At 49.9% G+C, this 25,516-nt stretch carries 19 protein-coding genes; 7 read left to right on the top strand and 12 right to left on the bottom strand.

What is annotated here, in order from left to right; all coding sequences use genetic code 11:
* Positions 1-261: 261 nt before the first annotated feature.
* From CRG97_RS23965 to CRG97_RS23990, 6 genes are all read right to left on the bottom strand, one after another.
* Positions 262-1,404, bottom strand: a complete 1,143-nt coding sequence (locus CRG97_RS23965) for a glycerate kinase (RefSeq protein ID WP_098748212.1) — start codon at positions 1,402-1,404, stop codon at positions 262-264.
* A 60-nt stretch (positions 1,405-1,464) separates the two neighbouring features.
* Positions 1,465-2,733, bottom strand: coding sequence for a GntP family permease (locus CRG97_RS23970; protein ID WP_098748214.1), 1,269 nt, complete (start codon positions 2,731-2,733; stop codon positions 1,465-1,467).
* A gap of 155 nt (positions 2,734-2,888) precedes the next feature.
* The gene (locus CRG97_RS23975) at positions 2,889-4,049 is read right to left on the bottom strand and encodes a sugar diacid recognition domain-containing protein (RefSeq protein WP_098748216.1); all 1,161 of its coding nucleotides are present in this window, start codon (positions 4,047-4,049) and stop codon (positions 2,889-2,891) included.
* A gap of 457 nt (positions 4,050-4,506) precedes the next feature.
* Complete coding sequence (locus CRG97_RS23980; RefSeq protein ID WP_098748218.1) at positions 4,507-5,868, bottom strand: ABC transporter substrate-binding protein; 1,362 nt, start codon at positions 5,866-5,868, stop codon at positions 4,507-4,509.
* Between the two features lie 71 nt (positions 5,869-5,939).
* Positions 5,940-6,764 carry a carbohydrate ABC transporter permease gene (locus CRG97_RS23985; RefSeq protein WP_098748221.1) on the bottom strand — a complete coding sequence of 275 codons (825 nt, stop codon included), beginning with the start codon at positions 6,762-6,764 and terminating at the stop codon, positions 5,940-5,942.
* On the bottom strand, positions 6,761-7,693 hold the full coding sequence (locus CRG97_RS23990; RefSeq protein ID WP_202618993.1) for a carbohydrate ABC transporter permease: 933 nt from the start codon (positions 7,691-7,693) through the stop codon (positions 6,761-6,763). The genes CRG97_RS23985 and CRG97_RS23990 overlap by 4 nt, the downstream gene beginning before the upstream one ends.
* 318 nt (positions 7,694-8,011) lie before the next feature.
* Here CRG97_RS23990 and CRG97_RS23995 point away from each other — a divergent pair, with 318 nt between their 5' ends.
* From CRG97_RS23995 to CRG97_RS24025, 6 genes are all read left to right on the top strand, one after another.
* Entirely contained in the window at positions 8,012-8,614 is a 603-nt protein-coding gene (locus tag CRG97_RS23995) for a TetR/AcrR family transcriptional regulator (RefSeq protein ID WP_098748223.1), read from the top strand.
* A gap of 158 nt (positions 8,615-8,772) precedes the next feature.
* Positions 8,773-9,333, top strand: a complete 561-nt coding sequence (locus CRG97_RS24000; RefSeq protein WP_098748224.1) for an HXXEE domain-containing protein — start codon at positions 8,773-8,775, stop codon at positions 9,331-9,333.
* Between the two features lie 127 nt (positions 9,334-9,460).
* The gene (locus CRG97_RS24005) at positions 9,461-10,864 is read left to right on the top strand and encodes a helix-turn-helix domain-containing protein (protein WP_098748225.1); all 1,404 of its coding nucleotides are present in this window, start codon (positions 9,461-9,463) and stop codon (positions 10,862-10,864) included.
* Positions 10,865-11,490: 626 nt separating this feature from the next.
* Complete coding sequence (locus CRG97_RS24015) at positions 11,491-11,943, top strand: MarR family winged helix-turn-helix transcriptional regulator (protein ID WP_098748227.1); 453 nt, start codon at positions 11,491-11,493, stop codon at positions 11,941-11,943.
* Positions 11,940-15,110 (top strand): MMPL family transporter, encoded by a 3,171-nt coding sequence (locus CRG97_RS24020; protein ID WP_098748228.1) that lies wholly within the window; start codon positions 11,940-11,942, stop codon positions 15,108-15,110. Before CRG97_RS24015 ends, CRG97_RS24020 begins: the two co-directional genes overlap by 4 nt.
* A gap of 327 nt (positions 15,111-15,437) precedes the next feature.
* The gene (locus tag CRG97_RS24025; RefSeq protein ID WP_237566565.1) at positions 15,438-18,509 is read left to right on the top strand and encodes a hybrid sensor histidine kinase/response regulator; all 3,072 of its coding nucleotides are present in this window, start codon (positions 15,438-15,440) and stop codon (positions 18,507-18,509) included.
* 176 nt (positions 18,510-18,685) lie between these two features.
* On the opposite strand, the gene CRG97_RS24030 is transcribed toward CRG97_RS24025, so the two are convergent.
* Positions 18,686-19,366: an O-methyltransferase gene (locus CRG97_RS24030; RefSeq protein WP_098748229.1), complete on the bottom strand. Its 681-nt coding sequence runs from the start codon at positions 19,364-19,366 to the stop codon at positions 18,686-18,688.
* 130 nt (positions 19,367-19,496) lie between these two features.
* Between CRG97_RS24030 and CRG97_RS24035 the strand changes: the two genes are divergently transcribed.
* The gene (locus CRG97_RS24035) at positions 19,497-20,381 is read left to right on the top strand and encodes a LysR family transcriptional regulator (RefSeq protein WP_098748230.1); all 885 of its coding nucleotides are present in this window, start codon (positions 19,497-19,499) and stop codon (positions 20,379-20,381) included.
* Here CRG97_RS24035 and CRG97_RS24040 read toward each other — a convergent pair.
* The 5 genes from CRG97_RS24040 to CRG97_RS24060 form a co-directional block, all read right to left on the bottom strand.
* A complete protein-coding gene (locus CRG97_RS24040) occupies positions 20,375-21,628 on the bottom strand; it encodes a carbohydrate-binding protein (protein ID WP_237566566.1) in 1,254 nt (417 codons plus the stop codon). The genes CRG97_RS24035 and CRG97_RS24040 overlap by 7 nt on opposite strands.
* A gap of 80 nt (positions 21,629-21,708) precedes the next feature.
* Entirely contained in the window at positions 21,709-21,915 is a 207-nt protein-coding gene (locus CRG97_RS24045; RefSeq protein WP_098748231.1) for a hypothetical protein, read from the bottom strand.
* 90 nt (positions 21,916-22,005) lie between these two features.
* Positions 22,006-22,935, bottom strand: a complete 930-nt coding sequence (locus CRG97_RS24050) for a carbohydrate ABC transporter permease (protein ID WP_098748232.1) — start codon at positions 22,933-22,935, stop codon at positions 22,006-22,008.
* Complete coding sequence (locus CRG97_RS24055; RefSeq protein ID WP_098748233.1) at positions 22,935-23,846, bottom strand: ABC transporter permease; 912 nt, start codon at positions 23,844-23,846, stop codon at positions 22,935-22,937. The genes CRG97_RS24050 and CRG97_RS24055 overlap by 1 nt, the downstream gene beginning before the upstream one ends.
* 10 nt (positions 23,847-23,856) lie before the next feature.
* Positions 23,857-25,473: an ABC transporter substrate-binding protein gene (locus CRG97_RS24060; RefSeq protein ID WP_098748234.1), complete on the bottom strand. Its 1,617-nt coding sequence runs from the start codon at positions 25,471-25,473 to the stop codon at positions 23,857-23,859.
* Between the last annotated feature and the right edge of the window lie 43 nt (positions 25,474-25,516).

Consider the following 25,516-nt stretch of genomic DNA (forward strand, 5'->3'; position numbering starts at 1 on the left):
GGATCTAGAATTACGTCAAAAACAGAAATGGCGGTACAGGGCTGACCTCCCTGGAACCGCCATTCCTTTATTTTTTGCTGTTTTTTCATCAATTGAGCCGTCTCATCGAGTAAGCAGACTTACTTATGGGATGGCCCCTTAAGTACCGGAAACTACGTAAATTCTTAGATGTTACGTTATACTCTAGTGCCAAAGCAACAGGATTGCCAATCAAATCCTATACTCGAATTCCATCATGCCCGCCTCTAATCGTCATCTTATTCAAGCCAACTTGCTACCGCATTTTAACGTCATCGCCATATTGCGCGCTGTACGCTCCATATTGGCGGCGGCTTGTCTTATCGCATCGTCCAGGCTGCATACGCCGGGCACGATCGTGAACACGATATCGATGCCATGCTCAAGCACCGCTTCATGCCCGTCCGCAAGCGAGCCCGCGATGCCGATAACCGGCACTCCGTACCGCTTGGCCGTCTTGGCCACGCCCATCGGCGTTTTGCCGTAAATCGTCTGGCCGTCGATTCGGCCTTCTCCCGTAATGACGAGATCCGCATCCTTCACTTGCGAAGCCAGCCCCGTCGCTTCGATAACGATATCCACGCCCCGCTTCAACTCAGCGGCCAAAAAAGCGAGCATACCGGCGCCAAGCCCTCCGGCTGCGCCAGCGCCGGGAATCTGGGCCACGTCGCGGCCCAAGCATGCCTTAATCATCGCCGCATAATGGGCGAGATTGCCGTCAAGCTGCTGTACCATGGCCGGATCGGCGCCTTTTTGGGGGCCAAATACGGCCGAGGCGCCGCGCTCTCCGGTCAGCGGGTTGTCCACATCGCACGCGGCCACGAAGGCAACCTGCTTCAGCCGTGGATCGGCTCCGCCCGTATCGATGCGGGCAATGCGATGCAACTCTCCGCCGCCATGGCCAATTTCCGAGCCATCGGCGTCAAGCAGCCGCACCCCGATCGCCTGCGCCATGCCAGCGCCGCCGTCGTTCGTGGCGCTGCCGCCCAAGCCGAGAATAATCGTGCTGACGCCTTCGTTCAGCGCCGACGTAATAAGCTCGCCGGTGCCGCGCGTCGTCGTCGCGAGCGGATTGCGCTGCTCCGGCGGCACAAGCGCTAGTCCCGAGGCGGCCGCCATTTCAATAATCGCGGTCTTCCCGTCACCAAGTATGCCGTAGAACGCGGTCACGGGGGTGCCAAGCGGTCCCGTCACTTCGCGGTGAACCAATCGTCCACCTGTCGCATCCACCAAAGACTGCACCGTGCCCTCCCCGCCGTCAGCCATCGGCACATTGACGATATCCGCTTCGGGATACACGGCGCGCATTCCCTTCTCTATGGCATGACATGCCTCTAATGCGGATAAACTCTCTTTAAATGAGTCTGGAGCAATTACAACCTTCATTCTCTCCACTCCCTCTCCATCAGTCTTAACCAACTGCCTGAACCATCATTTTGCCGCAAATTACAAGAACCAGCCGAACACGCCGAACACCAATGTCGATACGACGGCCAGGACGAGACCGATTGCGGTCTCATACGGAATAAGACGCAGACGCTCCTTCATCGCCATATTGACGCTTCCGCCCGTTGCGTGGAAGAAGCTGCCGTGCGGCATATGGTCGAAGACGGTCGCCCCGGCGTGAATCATCGCCGCAGCGCCCAGGGAAGCAACGCCAAGCCCCATAATCGTCGAGCCGAACACCGAGCTGGCGACCGCGGTACCTGCTGTTGTCGAAGCGGTGGCCAAGGACATGAACGCGCCGCTTATCGGCGCAAGCAAGTAAGCCGGCAAGCCGGAGGAGGCCAGACTGTCGATGATGACATCCTTCAATTGCGAATTCGATATAATGCCTGCCAACGTCCCCGTGCCGAGCAGCATGACAGCCACGCCCGACATTTTGCCCAAGCCCGATACCGCAAATTGATTGATCTGCTTGATGCGGCCCATGCACAAGGCGCCAACGAGGCCTCCGACCGGCAGCGCGATAACCGGATCGATGACGATGCCGGCCAGCGGGCGCAGTGCCAACAGCACAATCGCCGTGATCGGAGCCGCCATCGCCGCCAGGAAGCTCGGAAGCTGCTGAGCCCCGTCGTCTACGCTTTCCTGGCCCGTGATCTTCGTCCCCTTTTTGGACAGGCGCTTCGCGATCAGATAAGTGGCAAATAGCCCAAGGACAGCCGGTATGATTCCTGCCATCATCATTGATGTCAGCGGAATATTGAATGCCTCTGCCGCCGAGATGGCGTTCGGATTCGGCGACATAATGTTGCCGGCCTTCCCGCCGCCGATCATGGCAAGCAATATCGCCATGCGGGACAAGTCGGCGCGCTGCGCAATCGCGATCGCAATCGGCGCCACCGTAATGACCGCGACGTCGATAAATACGCCGACCGCCGTCAGTACCATCGTCGCGAACGCCAGCGCAAACAGCGCACGCGTCTCGCCGACCTTGCGGACCAACGTTTCGGCAATCGTCTTCGCACCGCCCGATTCAATCAGGACGCCGGCAAGCACGCCGGCTGCCAGGATGCGCAGCACGGCCGGAATCATGCCCTTCGCGCCATCCATCATCAAATTCACCGAATCAACCAGCCCGATTCCGCCGACGACCCCTCCGGCAAGTGCCCCAATCATCATGCCATAGGCGGGAGGGACTTTACGCAATATAAGCACAATCGCCACAACCAATGCCGTCAAAGCACCAAGTACAGTTACAGATACGTCCATAGTCAAGACCCCCTAATGTGTTGTCTCAATTCGTTATACTATTACTGTACCTGTAATGTGAAAGCGCTTCATCATGCATAAAAATAAAATAAAGCGCTTTATAGAACATGTTTTTTGTTCAAATGCACAATCATGCATGTTCCTTCCAGACGCCGTCACTCTCCGGCTTCCTCTCTTCCAAGCGCGCTTAGCCAGCGGGCCGTCATCAGCGTATATAAATCGCGAAAATGCCTCGGGTCTTTGCCGGTCGCCTCATGAATGCGCTGCAGCCGGTAGCGAAGCGTATTCCGGTGAATCGACAGCCGCTCGGCGATGCGCTGCTGCTCGCCGTTCTCATCATAATAGGCCTCCAGCGTCTGCTGCAGTTCCCCGCTCTTATCCTCCTGCACGAACCGCCGCCATAGCCGCTGCAGCTCTTCCGCCACCCACGAGGGCGTAACGTTCGCTGCCACGGTTTCATTCGGCATATCTTCGCCGTAGTATACCGTCTGCTCCGGGAATATCGCCTGGCCCGCCCGCATCGTATCTTGCGCGGAACGATAAGACGCGATTAAGCCGTCGATGCCGGAATACGCCTTGCCAACCGCAATGCGGAGCGGCGCAATCCGCTTCTCCTCCAGCAGCCTGCGAATGTGGCGGATGCCTTCGCATATATCGGCGTTCGGCTCCCGCGGATGGAGATGGGGCTTATACAACACGATTTGGCGCGTATTGTGAATGGCGATCAGGTCGATGGCCGGCCGACCCTCCAATATTTCGACCACCTGCTTGAGCGTAGACAATGAATTCGCGTCCTGCGCACCGGTCAGCTCCATAATGCATGCAACCCGCGCCTTATCCGGATGGAAGCCAATCCGTTCCGCCTGGAGGCGCAGCATGGCGTTATCCTTGCCGTCCGCATGAATGACGGACTGAAGGAAATCCTCCTTCATCCGCTTATCCCATTGGGCTTTTTCCAGCAGATCTGCTTGCTCCAAGTACATTTCCGCCGTCATTTTCACCAGCTCGCCGTACTTGGTCACCTCGTTCGGATCGCCGGTAATACCGATGACCCCAACAACTTCGCCCTGGAAGTGAATGGCCAGATTGGTTCCGGGCAGCACCCCTTGCAGCTTGCGCGCGCTTTCCTCGTCAATCTCGAAGCGACCATTCCTCTCAACCGCAATGAGCGCCCCTTCGTGCTTCTGATATAAGCGCGAGCGGTCGCCAGAACCGATAATCCGTCCCCGTTCATCCATGACGTTCACATTATAATGAATCACTTGCATCGTCCGCGTTACAATTTCTTGCGCCAATTCCTTCGTCAATCTGCTCATCTTGTCTATCCCCTGTCTATGTCCGCCACGATATGAAAAAACGCCCTCCATCCGATAAGCGCGATTAATCGCGTTCTTGCCGGGATAGGGGCATTCAGCTTCGAATAACGTTATATACGCCCTAAATGTGAATGTTAACACGAGGAAGGGAATTTTCTCACGAAGTGGCTGTTATTCGGTGAGGTACTATAATTAACGATTATTTTGTCTGAGTATACGCTTTCGCGTTTCTTTTGTAAACTCAAACACCACCAGTATAGCCTCAAGAGAACGCAGGTACTCATGATTCCGTCGCTTGCGGTTGAGGTGGATTTCTTTCTAAGAATGTATCGCTTAAGCGAAACTGCCGGTGAATCGTTTATTGGCTGAGCATTCATGCCACGAACCAACAAGCCGATCCTGATGGATCGGCTTGTTACTCCCTGTCTCTCCTTTAGTTTGAAGCTCCCCATCTATGTTACTTCACGGTACGGTTGTAATCCTGAATCTTGGTCGTAATTTCTTTCGCTGCGTCGTCCAGTGCCTGCTGCGGTGACTTTTTATTGTTCAGCACCTCTTCAATCGCCCCTTCCACAATCTGTCTTGCCTCGGGGAATACGCCCATCACAGCGCCCTGGGTCGCTTTAACCAGCTTCGTCTGGTGCAGCTGATCAATGGCCGTCTGGAATTGCGGGAATTTCTTCAGGTTCTCCTTCACGCTTTCTTCCTCATACGCCTTTGTCGTAATCGGGAAGTACCCGGTATTGATATGCCAGTATGCCTGCTCCGATGGAGAGGTCAGGAATTTAATAAACTCCCATGCGGCTTTTTGCTCTGCTTCAGGACGACTGTTCATCATCCACAGGCTTGCTCCGCCCACGGTAACACCGCCTTCTCCCGCTCCTTCCGGCTTCGGAAGGAAGCCCGTGCCTACTTCAAACTTGCCTTCTGAGCTATCCACAAGTCCCTTTAAAGCTGCGGTTGAGTCCAGAATCATAGCGACCTGACCGGCCGAGAATGCCTTCTTGGAATCATCGGTTTTACGTCCCAGGTTATTGGCTGCCTTGGAATCGATCAGATCCTTCCACCAAGTCAGCACCTTTACGCCAGGCTCGGTATTGACCAGTGACTCGGTCGCCAGATCGTCTCGGCCATTGCCGTTGTTCACATACTCCGCACCCTGATTGGCAAACAACTGCTCCATAAACCAGCCGTATATAGCAAAATTCGCTCCAACCGCCTTCCCTTTTTTCGATATCGTGTCTGCCGCGATTTTCAGTTCTTCAAACGTCTTAGGCGGACTTTCCGGATCGAGCCCTGCATCCTTGAACAGGTCTTTATTGTAATACAGTATCGGATTAGAGGAGTTGAAAGGCATGGAATACAGCTTATCCCCAAATGTATAATACCCGCTGATATTAGGCTCTAGCTGCGATACATCCCACTGATCCGCATCAATGAACTCCTGCATGGGTGTAATTAGTTTGGAATCGATCATAAACCGGCTGCCGATCTCGTACATCTGGACCACGGATGGTCCCTCGTTTGTGCCCATCGACGCCTTCAGTTTACTTAACAGGTCATCATAGGTTCCCTGATACACCGCCTCTACCTGCACCTTGTCCTGTGAAGCGTTAAAGTTGGCGACTAATTGATCAACCACCTTGGTATTAGCTCCTCCCATCGCATGCCAGAACACCACTTTTTGAACACCAACATCGGTCTTTGGTACGGAATCCGTCCCCTTATCAGGCTCCTCACCCATGTTAATGTTACACGCGCTAAGCAGCAGCATGATCGCAGCTAACACGATACTTACCAACCTCGTTCTTCTTTTCATCCGCAATTCTCCCCCTTCGTTCGTAAAATGCTTCCTATGATAAACCTGCATATGACAGGCCAACCACCGCACTAACCTTTCAACGCACCAGCGGTAATTCCGCGCACCAATTGTTTGACGCCAAAAGCCAGCAGCACAAAGGAAGGGATCAGCACGATGGTCACGCCGGCCAGAATCAGGTTCCATGACATCACCTCAGCATGCTGCAGCATTGCCACCCCGATCTGTACGGTTCGCATCGAGGCCTGGTTCGTGATCAAAAGCGGCCACAAGAAGTGATTCCAGTGCGTGAGGAAGGTATACACCGCCAAGGTAGCAATGGAAGACCGGGACAACGGCAGCACCATGGACAGAAAACTCCGGATATGACCGCACCCGTCGATTTTGGCCGCATCAAACAGTTCACGCGGAAGCTGCAGAAAAAACTGGCGCAGCAGAAACACGCCAAAGGCCCCTGCCATAAACGGCACGATCAATCCCTGGTAGCTGTCCATCCAGCCCCAATCCTTAATGGTCAGATAATTCGGAATAATCGTGACTTCCCAAGGAATCATCATCGTTGACAAGAAGAGTCCGAACAGCAGTGCCTTGCCCTTAAAATTCAGAAATGCAAACGCGTATGCGGCGAGACTTGATGTAATGACCTGACTGATCATGATGGCCGACGAGACAATAATGCTGTTCAGAATAAAGCGAATAATCGGGAAGCCGGAGATGGCCTCCGTAAAATTGCCCAGATAGAAGCTCGACGGGAACAGCGGTGGTGGGAAATTAGCTACCTCCTTCTCGGTCATAAAGGCTGAGAACACCGTAAAGATGAGCGGATATAACACAATCAAAGACAGGAGGATGAGCAGCAGATAGGTAAACAAGGACGTGAATCCGCGCAAGGTCATTGGTAATGCACCTTCTTTTCCAGAACTTTAAACTGCAGCAGCGTAAGGAGCAGAATAATCGCAAACAGGATCAGAGCCTGTGCACTGCCGATGCCAAACCGGAAATTGACGAAGGCATCCTGATAAATGGAGTAAACCATGACATTGGTGGAGTTGATCGGACCTCCCTTGGTCAGAATGTGGATTTGCCCGAATGCTTGAAATGCACCGATAACCGATACAATCAAAGCAAAGAAAATCGTAGGTGACAGCAGTGGCAGTACGATTTGGATAAAGGTCCGGATCGGCCCGGAACCGTCCATTTTGGCGCTCTCGTATATTTCTTCCGGAACTCCCTGCAAACCGCTGGACAGCACAATAAACAGAAACCCCATGTTCATCCAGATCGTCATGATCGAGATCGAGATCAGAGCCCAGGAAGGATCGGTTAACCAAGGGATCGGCCCGAGATGAACGAAGCTTAGAAAATAGTTCAGCATGCCCGCCGTAGGATGAAACAACAAAAACCATATAATCGAACCGGTCCCGACGGAAATGACAATCGGCAATGAGAAAACAAACTGAAACACCTTCATCCCTCGCAGCTTGTTGTGGGTAATGGCGGCAAGAAACAGCGACCATATCAAGGAGGTGGGCACGGTAAACGAAATAAACATCAGCGTTACGCCAAGATTCTTATAGAATGATCCTGATGATAAAAGCCGAATAAAATTCTCCAACCATACAAATTCAACAACCTGACCCCGCGGATCCGTTATCGTCATGCTGAGATAAACCGATTTCAGCATCGGGTAGAACAAGAACATCATAAACAAGATGATGGAGGGTGCCAGAAATCCATAGGCTAAAGCATGCTCACCCCAGAGCCTTTTTCTTATCGCTGCACTTTTAGGTTTCTTGCCGTGTAAAACGCTTTCATTACTAGACAACCGACATTCCCCTTTCTTCGAAAATTTCTCTCTGCCATTCGAAAAGACGCAAGGATCGGTAAAAAAAGAGAACAAAAAAACACATAAACTGCATGCCGAAAAACAGACAAGCAATTTATGTGATTCTCCTCTTCTCCATCACATATGCAGCATGCTCTAAACAATCCTCCCTTCATAATTATCAATAACATTGAAAATTTAGAACATTCCATGTCTTGATATTTCGAGGCTTGACAATACCTGGAAATGACTATACTCTTGAGTAAACACTCAGTATATGAGGTTCGTCATTCAATCAAAAAAGGAAGCCATCTGCCTATGCCTTCAACAAACAATCGAAATGCCAAAAAGGAACGGATATTGAACGCCGCTCTGAAGCTGTTCTCGCAGCAGGGATTTCATGCGACGACAACCAAAGAGATTGCCGCCGAAAGCGGCGTTGCCGAAGGGCTGATCTTCTACCACTTCGGAGATAAGCGGAAGCTGCTGCTCTACCTTGTGAACAATTTTTCCTTTGTTACGCAGCTTCAAGAGGAAGCCGGTGAACTGTCGAAGCTTCCTGCCGAGGAGGCCCTGTTTCAATACGGGTTGGCGTATCTTGGGTTCCTCAGGACGAACATGGATTATCTAATGCTCATTTGGTCACCAGAACTCATAAGGGATGCCGAGGTATCGAGTGAGGTGTCGCGGCTGATCGAAGGTTTTGGGACAGCAGGCAGCAGCATACTCAAACAGGCGGCGAGACCAAAGCATCCATCAGAACATACGGTTCAGGTTGCGATGATGATGATGACCTCCTCCATTCTGGTCTATTGCATGCTCCATTCCCGTTTCGAACAGGAAGCGCTCCCACTCGGAGACGAATCCTATATTCGCGAGCTCGTCCGGCTGCTGATGCGTGGTTTTAATGAAGAATCCTAAGTCGACGATGTCCATCCCAGTAAGGATAGAAAAGAAAAGCTGATAGCAGAACAGAAGCACCCTACACTGCATCAGCTTCTTTTATCCGCTAAATTTGAGTGTTTACTCAATTTTGAAGTGTCACTCAATATATCATATTGAAGGGAGAAATGAGGATCATGCTGTCATTCATGTCAGATTGGAGCTTCGTCATGATGTTGTGGCTGCTGCCGGTTGTATTTTTCATTCACGATGGAGAAGAGATTGCCACGATGGAATGGTGGCTCAGGAAGTACAAGAATAACCCTGTGCTATCCAAAATCTCGCCTGTCTCCACTCCGTGGGATAAAAATATCACCCTGCAATTTACATTTGCCGTCCTGCTGATCGGCTTCATTCTCACCAGCGTAACGGCCCTTACGGCTCTTAACTTCGAGATCGGCAGCCCATTCAACGCGCTGTTCGCGGGCTTTGTCACGGTGTTCCTGCTGGATGGCGTGAAACATGTGGGAGTCTCGATCGCTCTGTGGGCATACACCCCGGGTGTCATTACAGCCGCCATCCTTGAAATTCCTTACGGGATTTATGCGCTCTATCGCCTCTTTCACGCAGACATCATAAATATAGCTTCATTCGCCCTCGGAACCATCATCGCCCTGCCGATCACCCTGCTGCTGGTATGGACCGGTCTGACGCTAGGAAAACGGATTGCCCCCTTCCGCCACGACATGGACATATAGGGCATCGTTTTCTGATTTTATAGATAAATATTCAAAAAATATTGACCACTGGTATATTTATACATTAAATTACTTAGTATAAATAAATCATTTAGAAAATACTGGATTTGGATCTGGGGGGGTCTCATTGGAACCTACAGACAGAACAATTAGTTCAGAATTGTTACGATATTTAAGGCAAGAGAATGTTACGATCTCATTCTTTGCAGATAAATCGGGGATCAACTCGGGGACTCTTAGCAGAATCATAAATGGGCAACAATCTATTTCCGTATCTAGTCTTGATTTAGTAACCAAGGCGATGAATCTTGAGGAAGGATCTTTATATTCTTTATACGCTAATGAAACTTGTATGTTATCTTCTCTCGATTGGAGACGGCTTGGACCTTTCATCAAACGGTGTGCTGAACTCAAGAAATTACAAATTATTGATCAAGTAGTTAGTTTGATGATGGATAGTCTCAGCTATGCAGCTGTGCTTTTTGAATGTGCGGAAAATTTATATATAGCAGGTTATAAAGATGCCGCAGTGATTATATACAAAAAAGTGGCTGAAAGTGAAAGATATCAGCATGCAGAGAGGTTAGCCTTATGCCAATACAGAATATTTACTTGCTCTCTAAATAAGAATCAAGAGCACAATTTGGAGTGTGCTTTACAACTTGAATCGTATGTATCACGTCTTGGTGAATCTGAGCAATTAGACGCATTAAAGGATCTCTCGAATATTTTTTTATCCTTACGAAAATGGACTAAAGCAAAATACTATGCACAATTGATGGGTCGCATCTCTAAAAATCTTTACGATCGAAAAATAAATCGAAATAAACAGGGAAAAAAATCTGTAGTGCCGGCAAAACCACTGTTTGGTTATATTTTATATTCCAACTTAATGTTGGGCGCAATCGCTGCTGAAAACGCTGATTATGATCAAGCCCTATATTACGTTTCCTGTTATGAAGATCTTAGCTGGGTTATAGAAACAGATGAGGTATCGGAGCAAACCAAAAAACAATTCCAGGAGTGGGCAATAGGAAACAAGTATCTCTACCGGTTAATGTCCGGGAATACTGATGTATTGGAAGAGTACGTAGATTATGTTTCTGTTCGTAAAAATGAGGTGTTGATGGCGCTATTTAAGATCGTTCAAGCCGCAAATTTCTATAGGTATGATATCGATAATTATCTCGAGCGCTTTAAGGATTTTATATCAGATCAACTGGAACGAAGTGAAACCGTTGGTAGCTATACGGCTCATTTCTTTGATGATCGTTTTGCAAATTTTTTGACCGATGTAGGTTTATATTATTTAAGCAGAAATAATATCCATAATGGCGTTCGATATATATTGGATAGTTTGGCAGTTTCATATAAAATCAATAATGCCGCGAATATCGTGAGGTGCTGCAGCACGATCGAGAAAATTCGATCTAAAATAGATCATTCAGATCTCCAAAAATACGCTGCAATTATGAAGGAGGTTTACGATCAAGATGAAGAAAACAATGGTGTTGCTATCTTTAATTGCTAGTCTAGTGATTTTTGTATTACCAAGCGGTATAAGTTCAGCGAATGAAGCAAGTTTGATAATAAAGAAGCCTTATACTGCTGCAAGCCCTCAACATGGTGAAGGCGGATGGTGATCATCATCCTATAAGGGTGGTTATGGGGTTTTACTTGTAACAAAAAAGTTTTCTGGGAAAAGAGAAACTGATCGCCGTTTGTGAGACAGGGATCAAAACACCCTTCAAGTTTAAACAACCAGTTGCCGGAAATGAACCGGCGACTGGTTGTTTAGTTTTGTTACCCTTGCGGGACATACTCATGGTAATGCCTTTTCCGTTTACAGCTTCTTGATAGACCTGAAATGTATCCAGTACGAACGAAGTGTCTTGCTTGTCAGCTAAACTGTATGCCTCAATCTCTCCGTTTATATGCTCCAATTTTGTAGCAACGCACAGATTCCTCAAAAAATTCATTGGCTGAGTCTGATTCCTTAAAAGGCTTCGTTTCCTCTACCTATTTTTCAATTTGTAGTTTCATAAATATTACCTCCATACATACGCGCTTTGTGACATTTGACTTTTCTTTCCTTCTGCCATATAGTTCAGTAATAAAACTATTTCACACGTGAACTATTTGAGAGGAGAACTACCATTGAACGACAAGGCAAAGCAGTGGATCGACCGGTATGTCGATGTCTATCTGCTGGTATCCCGGCGGATCAATGCCCAGATTCGAGAGCAGCTCGGCGAGGATCTGACAAGTGACCAGTTTCAAGTGGTGCGCTTGATCAACGGCACGGATCACTGTACTTCATCCTATCTCGCAGAAGCTCTCGCGGTTGGCAAAAGCTCGGTTACGGCTATCGTCAATCGCCTCGTGGATGCCGGTTTTATCGACAGAACCCGGGACAAAGCAGATCGCAGACTAGTTTATCTGACTTTAACGGAATACGGACGTACGATTTTTGAATCTGCCCAGGAACAGATGAGGGAAATCGTTTCCCCTTACCTGGAGCATTTTGAAGAAAAAGATATCGAAATGTTTATCTCGATGTTCGAGAAGCTGGGGCAATTGATGCTTGAATCAGGGGGGAGAAAGAATTGAAAGCCATACTGAAAGCAAGATGGGCCATTATCGTGCTGTGGCTGGCTGCCGCAGTTGTGCTGTTTTGGTTCGCGCCATCCATGTCGGACCTGGTGCGGGAGAAAGGGCAATTATCCGTACCGGACGGTTATACCTCTTCGCGCGCCGCTGAAATTCTGAAGGAAGCCTCCGGCGGCGAGGGCGGGGAAACCCTGCACCAGGTTGCACTGGTCTTCAATAAACCTGATGGATTAAGCGAATCGGATAAGGAGAGTATCCGGGAGGGCGTTCAAGCTTTAAACAACAATAAAGAAAGCCTCCATATCGATTCCATCAATGAACCGTTCACGCAAACGGAGCTGGAAGACACGCTGATTGCCAAAGACGGCAAGACCATCATGGTCGCGCTTCAGGTCAGCGGTGGCCAGGAAGCCGTGAAAGCTCTGCCCCAGAAGGTTGATCAGGTGCTGGAAGGCGTTCAAGCCGATCATTACCTGACAAGCGAGGGTCTCATCAATGAAGACACCATCGTCAGCTCGGAGGAAGGCCTGAAGAAAACGGAATATATTACGGTTGTCTTTATTCTCCTCATTCTATTCGTTGTATTCCGTTCCTTCGTAGCACCATTCGTACCGCTGTTGACCGTAGGTCTCAGTTATATCGTGTCACAGTCAGTCGTTTCTTTTCTCGTGGACCAGTTCAACTTCCCGATATCGTCCTTCACCCAGATCTTTATGGTGGCCGTTATGTTCGGGATCGGGACCGACTACTGCATCCTGTTGATCAGTCGGTTTAAGGAAGAACTTACCACGTCCGAGGATACCAAATCGGCCATCATCGAGACTTACCGAAAAGCCGGCGGCACCGTGCTTTATTCCGGGCTTGCCGTATTTGTCGGCTTTGCAGCCATCGGGTTATCCAAATTTATTCTGTACAAATCCGCGGTTGCGGTTGCAATTGGCATCGCCGTTATGCTTCTAGCATTGGTTACAGTCGTTCCATTCTTCATGGCGGTGCTGGGCAAGAAGCTCTTCTGGCCGTCACGCGGCAAGCTGGAGCATAGCGAGAATAAGCTTTGGGGAGCGGCAGGATCCTTCTCTCTTAAGCGCCCTTGGGCGGCATTGCTTGTCGTCGCTGTGATCGTGGCCCCTTTCTTGGCTACATACAGCGGCAAACTGTCATTTAACAGCCTGGAGGAAATCGGGCCAAGTTACGCTTCAGTCAAGGGCTTTAACATTATTTCGGACAGCTTCGGTCCCGGACAATCGCTGCCTTCCACCATCGTGATCAAGAACGATGACCGGATGGATACGGCAGAATACATGGGACTCGCGGAAAAAATCAGCCGGGAAGTGGAAAAGGTTGATGGCGTATCCAGCGTACGCGGGCTCTCCCGTCCAACCGGTGAGCAGATCAACGATTTCCTCATTCCAACGCAAGTGAAAACGTTAAATGAAGGATTGGGAGAGTCCAAAGACGGACTGACCCAAATCCAGAATGGACTATCCGAAGCAGGCAAGCAGCTTAGCGAGAATACGCCGAAGCTGAATGAAGCCGCAGCGGGAGCCAAAGAGCTGACCAAGGGAACCGCCGACCTCAAGGACGGCATTACGGAGCTTGGCCAAGGCCTCAGCGCCATTCAAAAAGGAATCCAAAGCGGAAGCGCAGGCGCAGGCGAACTCAAAACCGGGCTTGCCCAAGCTGCGAAAAGCGCGAAAGAGTTAGCTGCAGCCCATGCCCAGCTTCTTCAAGGTTATAAACAGCTTGATACCGGATTAGCAGCTCTTGACGGCGGCGTTGCCGAACTTAAAGAGCAACTGGGCGGCGTGGCGACCGCACTGAGTGGACTTGAAGGCTCCTTCACGGGATTGGAGAGCAATTACCCGGAACTCATTCAAGATACCGACTACCAAACCATTAAGGGTACCGTTACGCAAACAGCTGCAGGCACAGCCGAACTGGCAGCAGGGTTAGGACAAATCTCCGAGCAGCTTAAAGGTGCGTCTGCCGGCTTATCGGAAGCAAACGCCGGCTACGCTAAGGCAGCCGCCGGGCAAACGGCGCTTGCCGACGGTCTTCAGCAGCTCGTGACCGGTATCGCCGAGCTGCAATCCGGCCTTTCGCAGGCAGCTAACGGGCAAGGACAGATCGTGAACCGAATTCCTTCCATTACGGGCGGTCTGGACCAGCTGCAGGGCGGGCAGAAGCAGCTTGCCGACGGCTTTGGCGATCTAACCGGCCAGATCGGAGAGCTGACGGCAGGACTGAACTCCAGCGCGGACGGATTGAAGCAAATTTCGGACGGACTGCATTCCGCTCAGGATTATCTGCAGCAGATCCAGGACGTTCAGGATGAAGAGCTCAGCGGGTTCTTCATTCCACAGGAAGCCCTGGAGAATAAAGAATTCCAGACGGTATTCGATACCTATCTCAGCAAGGACCGCAAAGTGATGACGCTGGATGTGGTTCTGGCAACCAATCCGTACAGCGAAGAAGCTCTGGGCAGCGTTGAACAAATTCAAGCTGCGGTAGACCGTGCAGTAAAAGACACGAAATTGGAGAACGCCGAAGCTGCCATCAGCGGCATTACCAGCACGAATAACGATTTGCAAAACATATCGAATGAAGACTACGCGCGTACCGTCATTCTTATGCTGAGCGGAATCTTCATTATCCTGGTCGTGCTGCTGCGCTCCATCGTGATGCCGATCTATCTGATTGTCTCACTGGTCATCACATACTTTACGGCTGTCGGCGTAACCGAGATGATCTTCGTTCACGGCTTCGGGTATTCCGGCATTACCTGGGCTACGCCGTTCTTCAGCTTTGTCATGCTGATCGCGCTTGGGGTGGATTACAGCATTTTCCTCATGGCGCGCTTCAACGAGAACAAGTCCTGGAATGTTCAGGATGCCATTCTGCATGCCATGCGCAACATGGGAACCGTGATCCTGTCCGCGGTGGTCATTCTTGGCGGTACCTTTGCGGCGATGTATCCATCCGGCGTACTGTCCATGATGCAGATCGCAACGGTTGTCCTGGTTGGACTTGTGCTCTATGCACTCCTGTTCCTGCCATTCTTCGTACCGGTAATGGTCCGTATCTTTGGCCGGGCTAACTGGTGGCCGTTCACCCCCAAGGAGCAGGACACAAAGAGCAGCCCGTCCGGACATGACGTAGGAATGTAACCATTATAAAGATGACCCAAACCTAACAATATTCACAATAACCGCCTTTTTCCTGATTGATGACAGGTAAAAAGGCGGTTTTTTATACGCCATATCATTAAAAATGAACGGAAACCTTGTTCGTACTTGGAACTGCCTCCAAAGAACTGAACAAATGCTTTTTGCAGGGGAATAACTATACGACCGTCACATTTTCTCGTATATTAAGAAGAAGAATCTCGAATTTCACAACACCCCATACAAAACCTAGAAGGAACGTGAACCGTGCCGACTCGATCTGCAAAAAATACATATCACATTGGAAGTAAAAAGATTGTTCAGTATATATTGGCAATTACTGTTTTTCTGTCCGTGCTCCTCAGCATTCGCTGGTATTGGATCGAGGCCTTCGTTCCTCCCCACCACCCGAAAGCCTCCCAAGGGGTGCTCGACTTACGCAGCTGGGACCTCATTCATTCCAAATCCATAACATTGGACGGGGAATGGGCATTCTATCCTGACAAACTCGCCACAAAACAGGAGCTGGAGCTAACCCATCCGCAGCATCGCTATGTGCAGGTTCCGGGAGATTGGCAGGGGAGCCAAACAAAGGAATCCGAATCCGCCTATGGTACTGGAACCTATCGACTTCGTATTCTGGTCGATCAACCCTTAACCGCTCCCCTTTCCTTCTGGATCCAACAAATTCAGGCTTCGGCGAGCGTCGAGATAAACGGGCTTAAGGTAGGGGAGATGGGCAAAACCGGAGAGGACGGAAAAGACACCTATTCACCGGCTCGAAGTCCCTTCGTTGTCGATTACGCTCCCGCTAACCACACGCAAGAAATCGATTTGATTATACGGGTGGCCAACAATGAGCATCCGCTCAAAGGCGGAATTGTAAATTCCATCAAGCTGGGATCCAGCGAAGCCATCCACGATGAACGCGGACTTTCCATCGATCTTCAACTCATTACATTCGTCGTGCTCATCCTTCACGGTCTGTATTCCTGCATCCTGTTCTTATTCAATCCGAAGGAATGGACGCTGCTTGATTTTTTCCTGCTGCTTCTCACCGCATCCGTGACGATTGTAGTGTCAGATGATGATTTACTGCTGAAATGGCTGTCCATCAATTACACTTGGGATCTTAAAATCTCCATTTTGTCTTATTCTTGGCTATCTTTTTTCATATTGAAAATGACCAGAAGTTTCACCATAAAGACTCGCAGCCGATGGTTTATCGGTTATGGCATTTCCCTGCTTCTATATTCCGGATTTATTGCAATCGCACCTGCTTCCCTTGTTTTCTGGACGGTGGAATATAAAGTTTTTAGCATTTATTATATATTGCCGGTTGTCATCTCTATCTATATGTTCGGGAGAATGGTGGCTGCAAGCCGGGATGACGCGATCTTTCTGCTCCTGGCAGCCAGCGGCATTTTCTCCAGCGTGATCTGGGGAGCGCTCAACAAATATCAGGAGCTTCCAACCGTATACTACCCCGTTGATGTCATCGCGGCCATCATCGGTTTCTCGGCCTATTGGTTTAAGCGTTATTTCCGCAATGCCGATAAAATCAGCAAGCTCAACCGCCAATTGCAGAAAGCGGACAAAATGAAAGACCGGTTTCTAGCCCAGACGTCACATGAGCTGAGAACGCCGCTGCATGGGATCATGAATATCGCCCAGAGTGTGACGGACAGGGAGCAGCATCATATGGACAGTCGAAGTGCAGAGGATATGAATCTCCTTATTATGGTTGGACGTCAGATGTCGCATTTGCTGAATGATCTCCTGGACGCCGTAAGGCTGAGGGAAAAGCGAATCATACTGCATGCCGAGCCGCTGTCCCTGCCCTCTGTCGTAAATGGCGTTATCGATATCTTGAAGTATTTGGTCGAAGGAAAAGCCGTAGAGTTGAAAATGAATTTAGACATATCCGAAGCCCTCCCTCTCGTTATGGCCGATGAAAAGAGGCTTGTGCAAATCCTCATGAATGTACTGCATAATGCCATCAAACATACCGAGGAAGGAATCATTGCCGTATCGGCCATCGCCAGGAACGGGCAAATGATCATCGAGGTAACGGACACGGGAACAGGAATGGATCAGGAAACACAGCAGCGTGTATTTCTACCATACGAACAAGGCGATCCCGGATACGGCGACACCAACGGCATCGGTTTGGGCCTTAGCATCAGCAGAGAGCTGGTAGAGCTTCATGGCGGCAGCATGACGGTTCACTCCGAAGTCGGAAAGGGTTCAACGTTTACCTTCACCCTTCCTTTGGCTGATTCGACGGGTATAGAGATTTCTCCGAGCATATTGACCGAGCGGCTCGGAGCCTATGAAGAAATGGCAGCAAGCCGGAACGACCTCAACGGCCAGCCGCTCCTAACCGTAGAAGCGCCGTCCATGGAAGATCAGATGAATATCCTGGCCGTTGACGATAATCTTGTAAATTTAAGAGTGCTTGCCAGCATACTGATGACTGAACCTTACCACCTGCAATTAGCAACTTCGGCCGGAGAAGCGCTGGAATTGCTCGGAACGAAACCATGGGATTTGGTAATCGCAGACGTGATGATGCCGCAGATTTCAGGCTACGAGCTGACACGGTTGATAAGAGAGCGTTATTCCCCTTCCGAACTCCCTGTGCTTCTGCTGACGGCGCGCAGCGAGCCCTCCGACATGTATGCGGGATTTCGGGCAGGTGCCAACGATTATGTCACGAAACCGGTGGACCCAATGGAGCTTAAATACCGTATCCAGTCATTAATTACGTTAAAGCAGTCCGTAAACGAGCGTCTTCGTATGGAGGCCGCTTATCTGCAAGCGCAAATCCATCCGCATTTTTTGTTTAACACCTTGAATTCCATCCACGCTTTGAGTGAAATTGATGTGGAAAGAATGCGAAAACTTAATGAGGCTTTTAGTTCATACCTGCAAATCAGTTTTCAATATCAAAACTCCGGCAAATTTGTCTCACTATCGGAAGAACTCGAACTCGTACGCGCTTACTTGTATGTTGAGAAGGAGCGACATGGTAACCGGCTCCATGTCATATGGAACCAGGATCAGGACGCAAACCTCCTGCTTCCTCCCTTAACGATTCAGCCTCTGGTCGAGAATGCGGTACAGCACGGTATCATCCCAATAGCTAAAGGCGGCACCGTCGAAATCCATATAATCCGTCAGGAGCAGTCCACGCTAATTCAGGTCAAGGATAACGGCATGGGAATGAATAGAGAAAAAGTACAGGAGTTGCTGGATGCTCCGAGCAAGGACAAAAGAGGAATCGGCCTGTACAACACGAATCGCAGGTTGATTCAGACGTATGGGAGCGGTCTTTCCATTCAAAGCGAGGTCCGTGAGGGGACAAGCGTATCTTTTGTCATCCCTGATCCGGAGGAATAGCATCTCTTAACAGAAAAAGGAGGGGGTCCCGTCAGATCTAAGATCGATCTAAGATCTTTGGGACACCCTCCTTTTTTTCAAATATAGACGGAACCGATTGCTTCGGGTTCTTGTTCCTTCTTCCATTAACTTGATCAGGATCGCCGCAAACGAAAAAGATGCTCCAGTCTAGCAGCTCACGATACAACTCCGATATAAAACCCGTCATACCCCTTACTTCCCACCGTTTGAATGGCTGTGCCGGAAATGGCGGAGTGGGCGGACAGCATATCCATGAATTTGCGGATACCGTGCACCCGAGGGTCTGTGCTGTGATGATCGATAACTTCTCCGTCCCGGATCACATTATCGCTAATAATGACGGTGCCTGGCCGTGAGAACTGTAACGCCCACTTCAAATAATTCGGATTGTTGGGTTTATCGGCATCGATAAAGATCAGGTCAAACGGCTTCATCTTCTCCTTGGCCAGCTGCTCCAACTGCAGCAGAGCATCGCCTACCCGGATTTCCACCCTATCCTGTAGTCCGGCCAATGCCACATTGGATTTGGCAACCTCGGCATGATGCGGATCGAGCTCCAGTGAAATTAGCTGCCCCTCAGCCCCAATCGCCCTAGCCATCCAGATCGTACTGTAACCTCCCAGCGTACCGATCTCCAAAATTCGTTTCGCGCCCTTGATCTGAACGATAATGTTCAGCAGCTTACCTTGAGCCTTGGATACATCAATTTCCGGCAATCCGGCCTCCCGATTTGCAGCTAACGCCTTCTCCAGCACTTCATCATAAGGAATCAAATGTTCTGTGATGTAATCATCCACCTTTTCCCAAGTTTCAGCTATAGCATCCTTCTTTTCCATGTCCGTTTCCTCCCTTATTCTCCATCTGGATCTTACAAAATCATTGTATGTGATTTATTGTTATAGATATAATATATATTTAAAAGACTTATATAACTTAAATATATGATTGGATAGGAGTGCGGCTCTCATGAATTTACACGCATTACGTCTCTTTCACGTCATCGCCACAACGGGCAGTGTTACCCGTGCTGCTGAATTGTTAAATATAAGCCAACCCGCCATAACAGCCCAGATTAAAAAATTCGAGAAGGAGCTCTCCCTTACTCTGTTCAAGCCACAAGGCAGGGGCATCGGATTGACGGAGGCCGGAGCCGAGCTCGTCCCGCTTGCCAAAAGACTCTTCTCGGTTGAACAGCAGATTGAACAATTCTGTCTGGATTACCGCAGCGGTTCGAGGGGACAGATCCGCTTGGCGGCAACCTATCTACCTTCCCATTTTCTCCTGCCAGCCTGGCTTGCGAAATACAAGCAGCGGTACGAAGAAGTAGAAATGAGCATAACTACCACGAATTCAAGCGATGCGCTTAAGCAGCTGTTAAATATGGATGTCGACCTTGCGATATATGGCGGCCTGCCAGAGGAATCTCCGAATACGATACAGACCGAGGAGCTGTTCCGGGATGAGTTATGGTTTGTCGTATCCCCCGATCACCGTTATGCCAATCAGCGTATCACCCTGGAAGAGATGATGAGAGAGCCTTTTGTTATGCGGGAGGAAGGCAGCTCAACTCGGGAACGGTTATTGGCCTTATGTCGTACCCATAGCGCGCCTTCCCCGCGGATCGCGCTGCAATTCAATGGTCTGCACGAAGCGATCACAGCCGTCATTGCCGGATACGGCGCAAACTTTGTGTCTTCACTCGTCGTGCGGGAGTATGTGGAACGCGGCGAGCTGAGCCGGGTCTATGTTGATGGAATCGAGCTGCAAAATATCATAGCAGTCTGCACCCGCAAGCATGAACCGTTATCCGCTGCCGCCATGAACTTCGTGGATATGATCCGGAATCAGTAAGTTACCGTTACATTTCCCCTATACATATTGCCTGCCGGGCTTCTCGTATTCTGATGTGCCGCTCCTGATGCATTGTTATAAGCCCCGATCACATACGCGGAAGGGTCTGTCAGGTAAAGCGTATTGTTGGAGATCTCGTTATCGATTCCCCACCCCGGCACGATCTCGTGGAGCTGAAACGCATCCACAATGATGCTGTTCCCGTTCTGATAAGCCGTATTATTCCGTATGATAGCCCCATTGCCTTTCACATCGATAAAGCTGTCAGCATAATTCGCACCGCTAATTCCCTCGCCATAAAAGATACAGTTCTCAACGAGCGTTCCCATCGACCGTTCCTTGATATCAATGTGCTCTGCCGTTATATTCGGGCCAAAAACAACGTTACGTATCGTATTGTAGTGGGTATTCTGGTTGTAGCTCACTCCTTCTGCAGAACCTACGTAGACCCCTTCCCCAAAGCCAGCTCCCGTTTTGCCGGTATTATGAATACGGGAGTTCTCAATGGAGCTGTAGGAAGTCCCGTCCCGGAAATGCACGGCTTCGTAACCGATATGGTAAACCTCCACATCCGTGATGCGGGTAAAGTTGGAATTGTCCAGGATGATTCCCTTTTGCGCATTGGTAAACTTTAAATTGCGTATGATCCAGTAGTCGCCCCGAACGCGTAAACTGTAACCAGAACCTGCGGAATACCCGGAAATAATGGCTGGTTCAGCCGGGTTCTGACTCTCGATGACGATAGGCTGCAGGGCAGTTCCCTCGACATCCGTGGAGAAACTTCCCGTGTATGTCCCGGGTGCCAGGACAATTCGCTTCCCGGGTACCACGTTCTTCAATGCGCTCTGCAAGCATGACGTTGTGGAACAAGCGATAAGATCCGACGGATCAGGGTTCGGCGTGCCCCCGCCGCCGTTTTCGGAATTGCATGGTCCTTTATCCTGCCACACGCCCCAAAGGCCAGTGGTTCCCGGCTCTTCGCCAGTCGTCCACCATTTCGCCTTCCACCGTTTCCCGAGATGCGATACTTCAGCTCCGCTATTGTAAGCGCTACCAATATTCCAGGGCATAGTCGTGCATTCGGCAAGAGCCGTACCCTTTCTGCTTAATGTATCCTTTCCACCAGATACCACTCGCGACACGGCATTAGCGTAGTCCAATCTAACCCATGTAGACGTCAATAACAGCAGCGTCAAAATGACTAATATCGGTTTGATCAGGCCGCGGTTCATTCCCGTATTCCTCATTAAACATGCCATCCTCCTTCAAATTGATCATGATATGCATCATTACCATATTAATGTGAAGGAGAATCAAAACATTCCATTCATGAGGTTAATAATCGATTCAACACCGCTCTCATGGTAGCCTCGCCGCCATTCTGTTCCACAACCTGGGCAAATGCGGCACGTAATGCCTCCGCTAAAATGACGCCCAATTCTTCGCCAGCCTCTTCTCCTGATGCTATGGCCAGCTCACCGAGATAACGAGCAACGGGATTCTCTCCTTTACGGGGATCGGGCTCCGACAGCAATGGGGCGTCCCGCCAGATCCAGGATCTTTTGGGGGAGCCCCTTTTTTTGTCTACTCTTCTGAAGCTTGATTATTAAATTCGCCGAACGCGTTAACCTTTAATAGAGCCGATCATGACGCCTTTCTCGAAATATTTTTGCATAAACGGATAAATGAGCAGAATCGGAAGCGTTGATACGATAATGACCCCGTACTTGATCTGATCGGCATACCGCTGGGCATATCCCCCTGCATCCCCACCTGTTCCGGCACCGCTTGAGAACACCTGGTTCGACAGCAGAATATCCCGCAGAACGATTTGCAGCGGCTGGAGCTTCGTGTCCCGGATATAGATCAGCGCGGTGAAGAAATCATTCCAATGCCCCACCAAATAATAAAGTCCGATGACGGATACCAAGGCTTTGGACAGCGGCAAGGCCACTTTGAAGAAAAAGGTGAAGTGGGAGCAGCCGTCCATGACGGCCGCCTCATGCAGCTCCTGCGGCAGCGAGTTTTCAAAAAACGTCCGCGCAATGATCAAATAGAACACATTCACGGAGAACGGGAGAATGAACACCCAGATCGTGTTGGTCAGGCCAAGCCCCTTCATCAACAAATAGGTGGGAATCAGCCCCCCGTTGAAAAACATCGTGATCACGAAAATGAACATGATGATCCTTCTGGCGCGAAATTCCTTTCTGGACAGCACGTAAGCCGCCGGAAGCGTGAACAGCATGTTAACCAAGGTTCCGAACACCGTGTAAAACAGCGTATTTCGGTACCCGGTCCAAATCCGCATATCCTTGAAAATCTCCTGGTAACCGAAAAAGCTGATATTTTTGGGGATAAACATAACCTTCCCCGTCGATACGAGCGTTGAGTCGCTGAACGAAGCAATGATGATAAAGTATAGCGGATAGGCGATCAGCAGAAAAATCAAACCGCACAGAAAACCCAATGTGATTTTAAACGCTATCTCCTTGCCGTTGAAACGCGTTCTCGTATGTTCATGTTCCACAACCGTTTCTCCTTCCCCGATCATTAGAATAGGCTCGTTTCCGACATTCTCTTCGATATCGTGTTCATCGCATACAAGAATACGAAATTGATGAGCGTGTTAAACAAACCGATGGCCGAAGCCAAGCTGAATTGATTGGAGATGATCCCGATTTTATAGACGTAGGTGGCAATGACCTCCGAGACGGGAAGGTTCAGCGAATTCTGCATCAGGAATATTTTCTCGAAGCCGGTCCCGAGGATATTCCCCATACTGAGAATAAACAGGATGATGATCGTTGGAATAAGGGCTGGAATATCGACATACCGGATCGTCTGCCATCGGCTGGCTCCATCAATTTTCGCGGCATCATACAGCTGGGGATCCACGGTGGACAAGGCTGCAAGATAGATAATGCTGTTCCAGCCGCAGTGCTGCCATATGTCGGAAAGCACATACACCGGGATAAAGGTCGAGGTGGAGGCTAACAGATTGATATGTCCCAGCCCCACCGCCTTCATGAAGTGACCGACAACTCCGGTTTCGGAGGATAGCAGCACATTCAGCATGCCGACCAGCACGATAATGGATATGAAATGGGGCAGGTATACGGTGGTCTGCATCAGCTGCTTCATTCTTTTTCTGCGGATCTGATTAAGGATGAGAGCCAATATGATCGGAGCGGGAAAGCCGAGCACGATTGTGGCCAAACTGATCAGAAACGTGTTACGCATCAAATCCGTGAACAGATAACTGTCGATGAATTGCTGAAAGTAGGCGAGCCCGCGCCACTCGCCACCAGTCAAACCTTTGCTGAAATCGTAATCCCGAAAAGCAAGCTGGATGCCGTACATCGGGATATAGTTAAACAACAGGATGACGATAATAGCCGGAAAAATCATAATCCACAGCTGATAATCTCGTCTGAAGGTGTTCTGTCTTTTGCCGGATTCCATATCCTCCCTCCTAGTTTTGATTCATGTAGTCGTCATAATATTTTTGCATAATCTCCAAGTTCTGCTTCAGGCCTGCTTTCTCGCTTTCCTTGATGTACGTGTCCCATTCGGATTCCACGCCGCCCTTGGTCACCCATTTGGCAAAGCTGGATTCCGCCAGATTCATCACGTTGGTGTTGTTCAGGCTCATGGCGTTATTGTCCATGGTGGAGTATTTAATAAACATGCCGGGAAACACGTCCTTGTCGGGATCCACGTCTAAAACGGCCTCCAGAGGCTCTGATTGTCCCAGCACCTCCTGCATATCGGTGCCGAGCGTCAGCTTCAAGGAATCTGGGATATAAAATGCGCCGTTGTCCGCCATCGTTGAGGTCCATTTCCATGTGCCCGGATCCATCTTGGCATCGGCAGGAGGCAGAACGGCATATGTACCGTCTCCGTTATCTTTAATATTCGGACCGATGGATCCGAACAGCACTTGCATACCCACCTCGGGCGCATAGAGCTCGTTGATGAATTTCATGGCCGCTTCCTTGTTCTTGGTCTTAGCGGACATGACGATATGGTTAGGTCCATAGTTCAGGGAGTAATGATCATAGCTCCAGGACAGCTTCCCTGCATAATCTGCCGATACTTTCATCGGCGGCATGGAAGCATACTGCGGTGCCAACTGCTCGCCGAAACGGTCGGACGCCACCCATCCCCAGGTGAAGCCGACCTTGGCCGTGTCCCCTTCGCCGCGCGCAATGGATTGATATTTCGTATAATCATGGGTGAACACTTCCGGGTTAATCAGCCCCGCCTTGTACAGCTTGTTAAGGAATATAACCATCGTTTTGTACCGTTCATCCGTCAGGAAGTTCTTCACTTGACCGTCCTCCACGAAATAGCCCTGTCCGCTCCCATCGGTCAGCGTAATGCCCATGCTCCCCAAGAGTACCGCAGGGTTAAAATATCCGCCGATGCCTCCCGGCCAATCCATCGGAATCTCGTCATGGGGATCGCCATTGCCGTTCGCATCCTTCTCTTTGAAGGCAACGAGCACTTCATACAGCTCATCCCATGTCGTCGGCATGCTCAGTCCGAGGTGATCCAGCCACTGCTGGTTAATGAATTGCCTGCTGGCGGAAGCCGGCCAGAACCGCTGATATTTCGGGAGACCGTAGATTTTTCCGTCCGACTGCGTTGCAATCACTTTTGTATCTGGTTTTTCATTAAACATGTTCTGTACGTTGGGTGCCTGATCAAGCATGCCGGACAGATCCCGGAAGAGCCCCTGGAACTGCGCGAAGTCGGCATCCGTAATCACGTTCGGACCGATAAACAGATCCGGTATATCCCCGCTGGCTAGCATCGTCCCTTTCTTCTGTCCCCAGTCCGCGGTAATCTCCTGCCATTCGATGTCCACGCCCGCCGTCTCCTCAACCTTTTGCAGCCATTCCATTTCAGCCAGCGGCTTCGTAAGCGGATGCTTGGTAATGATGGCAGTGAGCTTTACTTTTTTGCCTGTTTGATCTCCGGGTGTTTCGGCCGATTCGTTAGCGTCACCTCCGCCCCCGCTGCATCCTGCTAACAATAATGCAGAGACGACGATAAGCGAGATGAAAACGTTTACCCTTTTCTTCATTCCATTACCTCCTGATTTGGTTTGTTGGTCTGGTCCATTCTAG

Source organism: Paenibacillus sp. EZ-K15 (assembly GCF_002573715.1).
GTDB lineage: Bacteria > Bacillota > Bacilli > Paenibacillales > Paenibacillaceae > Paenibacillus_AQ.

What these genes read in the sequence shown, in the direction of transcription:
- CRG97_RS24040 (WP_237566566.1), bottom strand. Translation starts at nt 21,628, where the DNA reads ATGAGGAATACGGGAATGAACCGCGGCCTGATCAAACCGATATTAGTC.
- CRG97_RS23985 (WP_098748221.1), bottom strand. Translation starts at nt 6,764, where the DNA reads ATGACCTTGCGCGGATTCACGTCCTTGTTTACCTATCTGCTGCTCATC.
- CRG97_RS24030 (WP_098748229.1), bottom strand. Translation starts at nt 19,366, where the DNA reads ATGGAAAAGAAGGATGCTATAGCTGAAACTTGGGAAAAGGTGGATGAT.
- CRG97_RS24050 (WP_098748232.1), bottom strand. Translation starts at nt 22,935, where the DNA reads ATGATCGGGGAAGGAGAAACGGTTGTGGAACATGAACATACGAGAACG.
- CRG97_RS24060 (WP_098748234.1), bottom strand. Translation starts at nt 25,473, where the DNA reads ATGAAGAAAAGGGTAAACGTTTTCATCTCGCTTATCGTCGTCTCTGCA.
- CRG97_RS23965 (WP_098748212.1), bottom strand. Translation starts at nt 1,404, where the DNA reads ATGAAGGTTGTAATTGCTCCAGACTCATTTAAAGAGAGTTTATCCGCA.
- CRG97_RS24035 (WP_098748230.1), top strand. Translation starts at nt 19,497, where the DNA reads ATGAATTTACACGCATTACGTCTCTTTCACGTCATCGCCACAACGGGC.
- CRG97_RS23975 (WP_098748216.1), bottom strand. Translation starts at nt 4,049, where the DNA reads ATGAGCAGATTGACGAAGGAATTGGCGCAAGAAATTGTAACGCGGACG.
- CRG97_RS23970 (WP_098748214.1), bottom strand. Translation starts at nt 2,733, where the DNA reads ATGGACGTATCTGTAACTGTACTTGGTGCTTTGACGGCATTGGTTGTG.
- CRG97_RS24055 (WP_098748233.1), bottom strand. Translation starts at nt 23,846, where the DNA reads ATGGAATCCGGCAAAAGACAGAACACCTTCAGACGAGATTATCAGCTG.
- CRG97_RS23980 (WP_098748218.1), bottom strand. Translation starts at nt 5,868, where the DNA reads ATGAAAAGAAGAACGAGGTTGGTAAGTATCGTGTTAGCTGCGATCATG.
- CRG97_RS24000 (WP_098748224.1), top strand. Translation starts at nt 8,773, where the DNA reads ATGCTGTCATTCATGTCAGATTGGAGCTTCGTCATGATGTTGTGGCTG.
- CRG97_RS23995 (WP_098748223.1), top strand. Translation starts at nt 8,012, where the DNA reads ATGCCTTCAACAAACAATCGAAATGCCAAAAAGGAACGGATATTGAAC.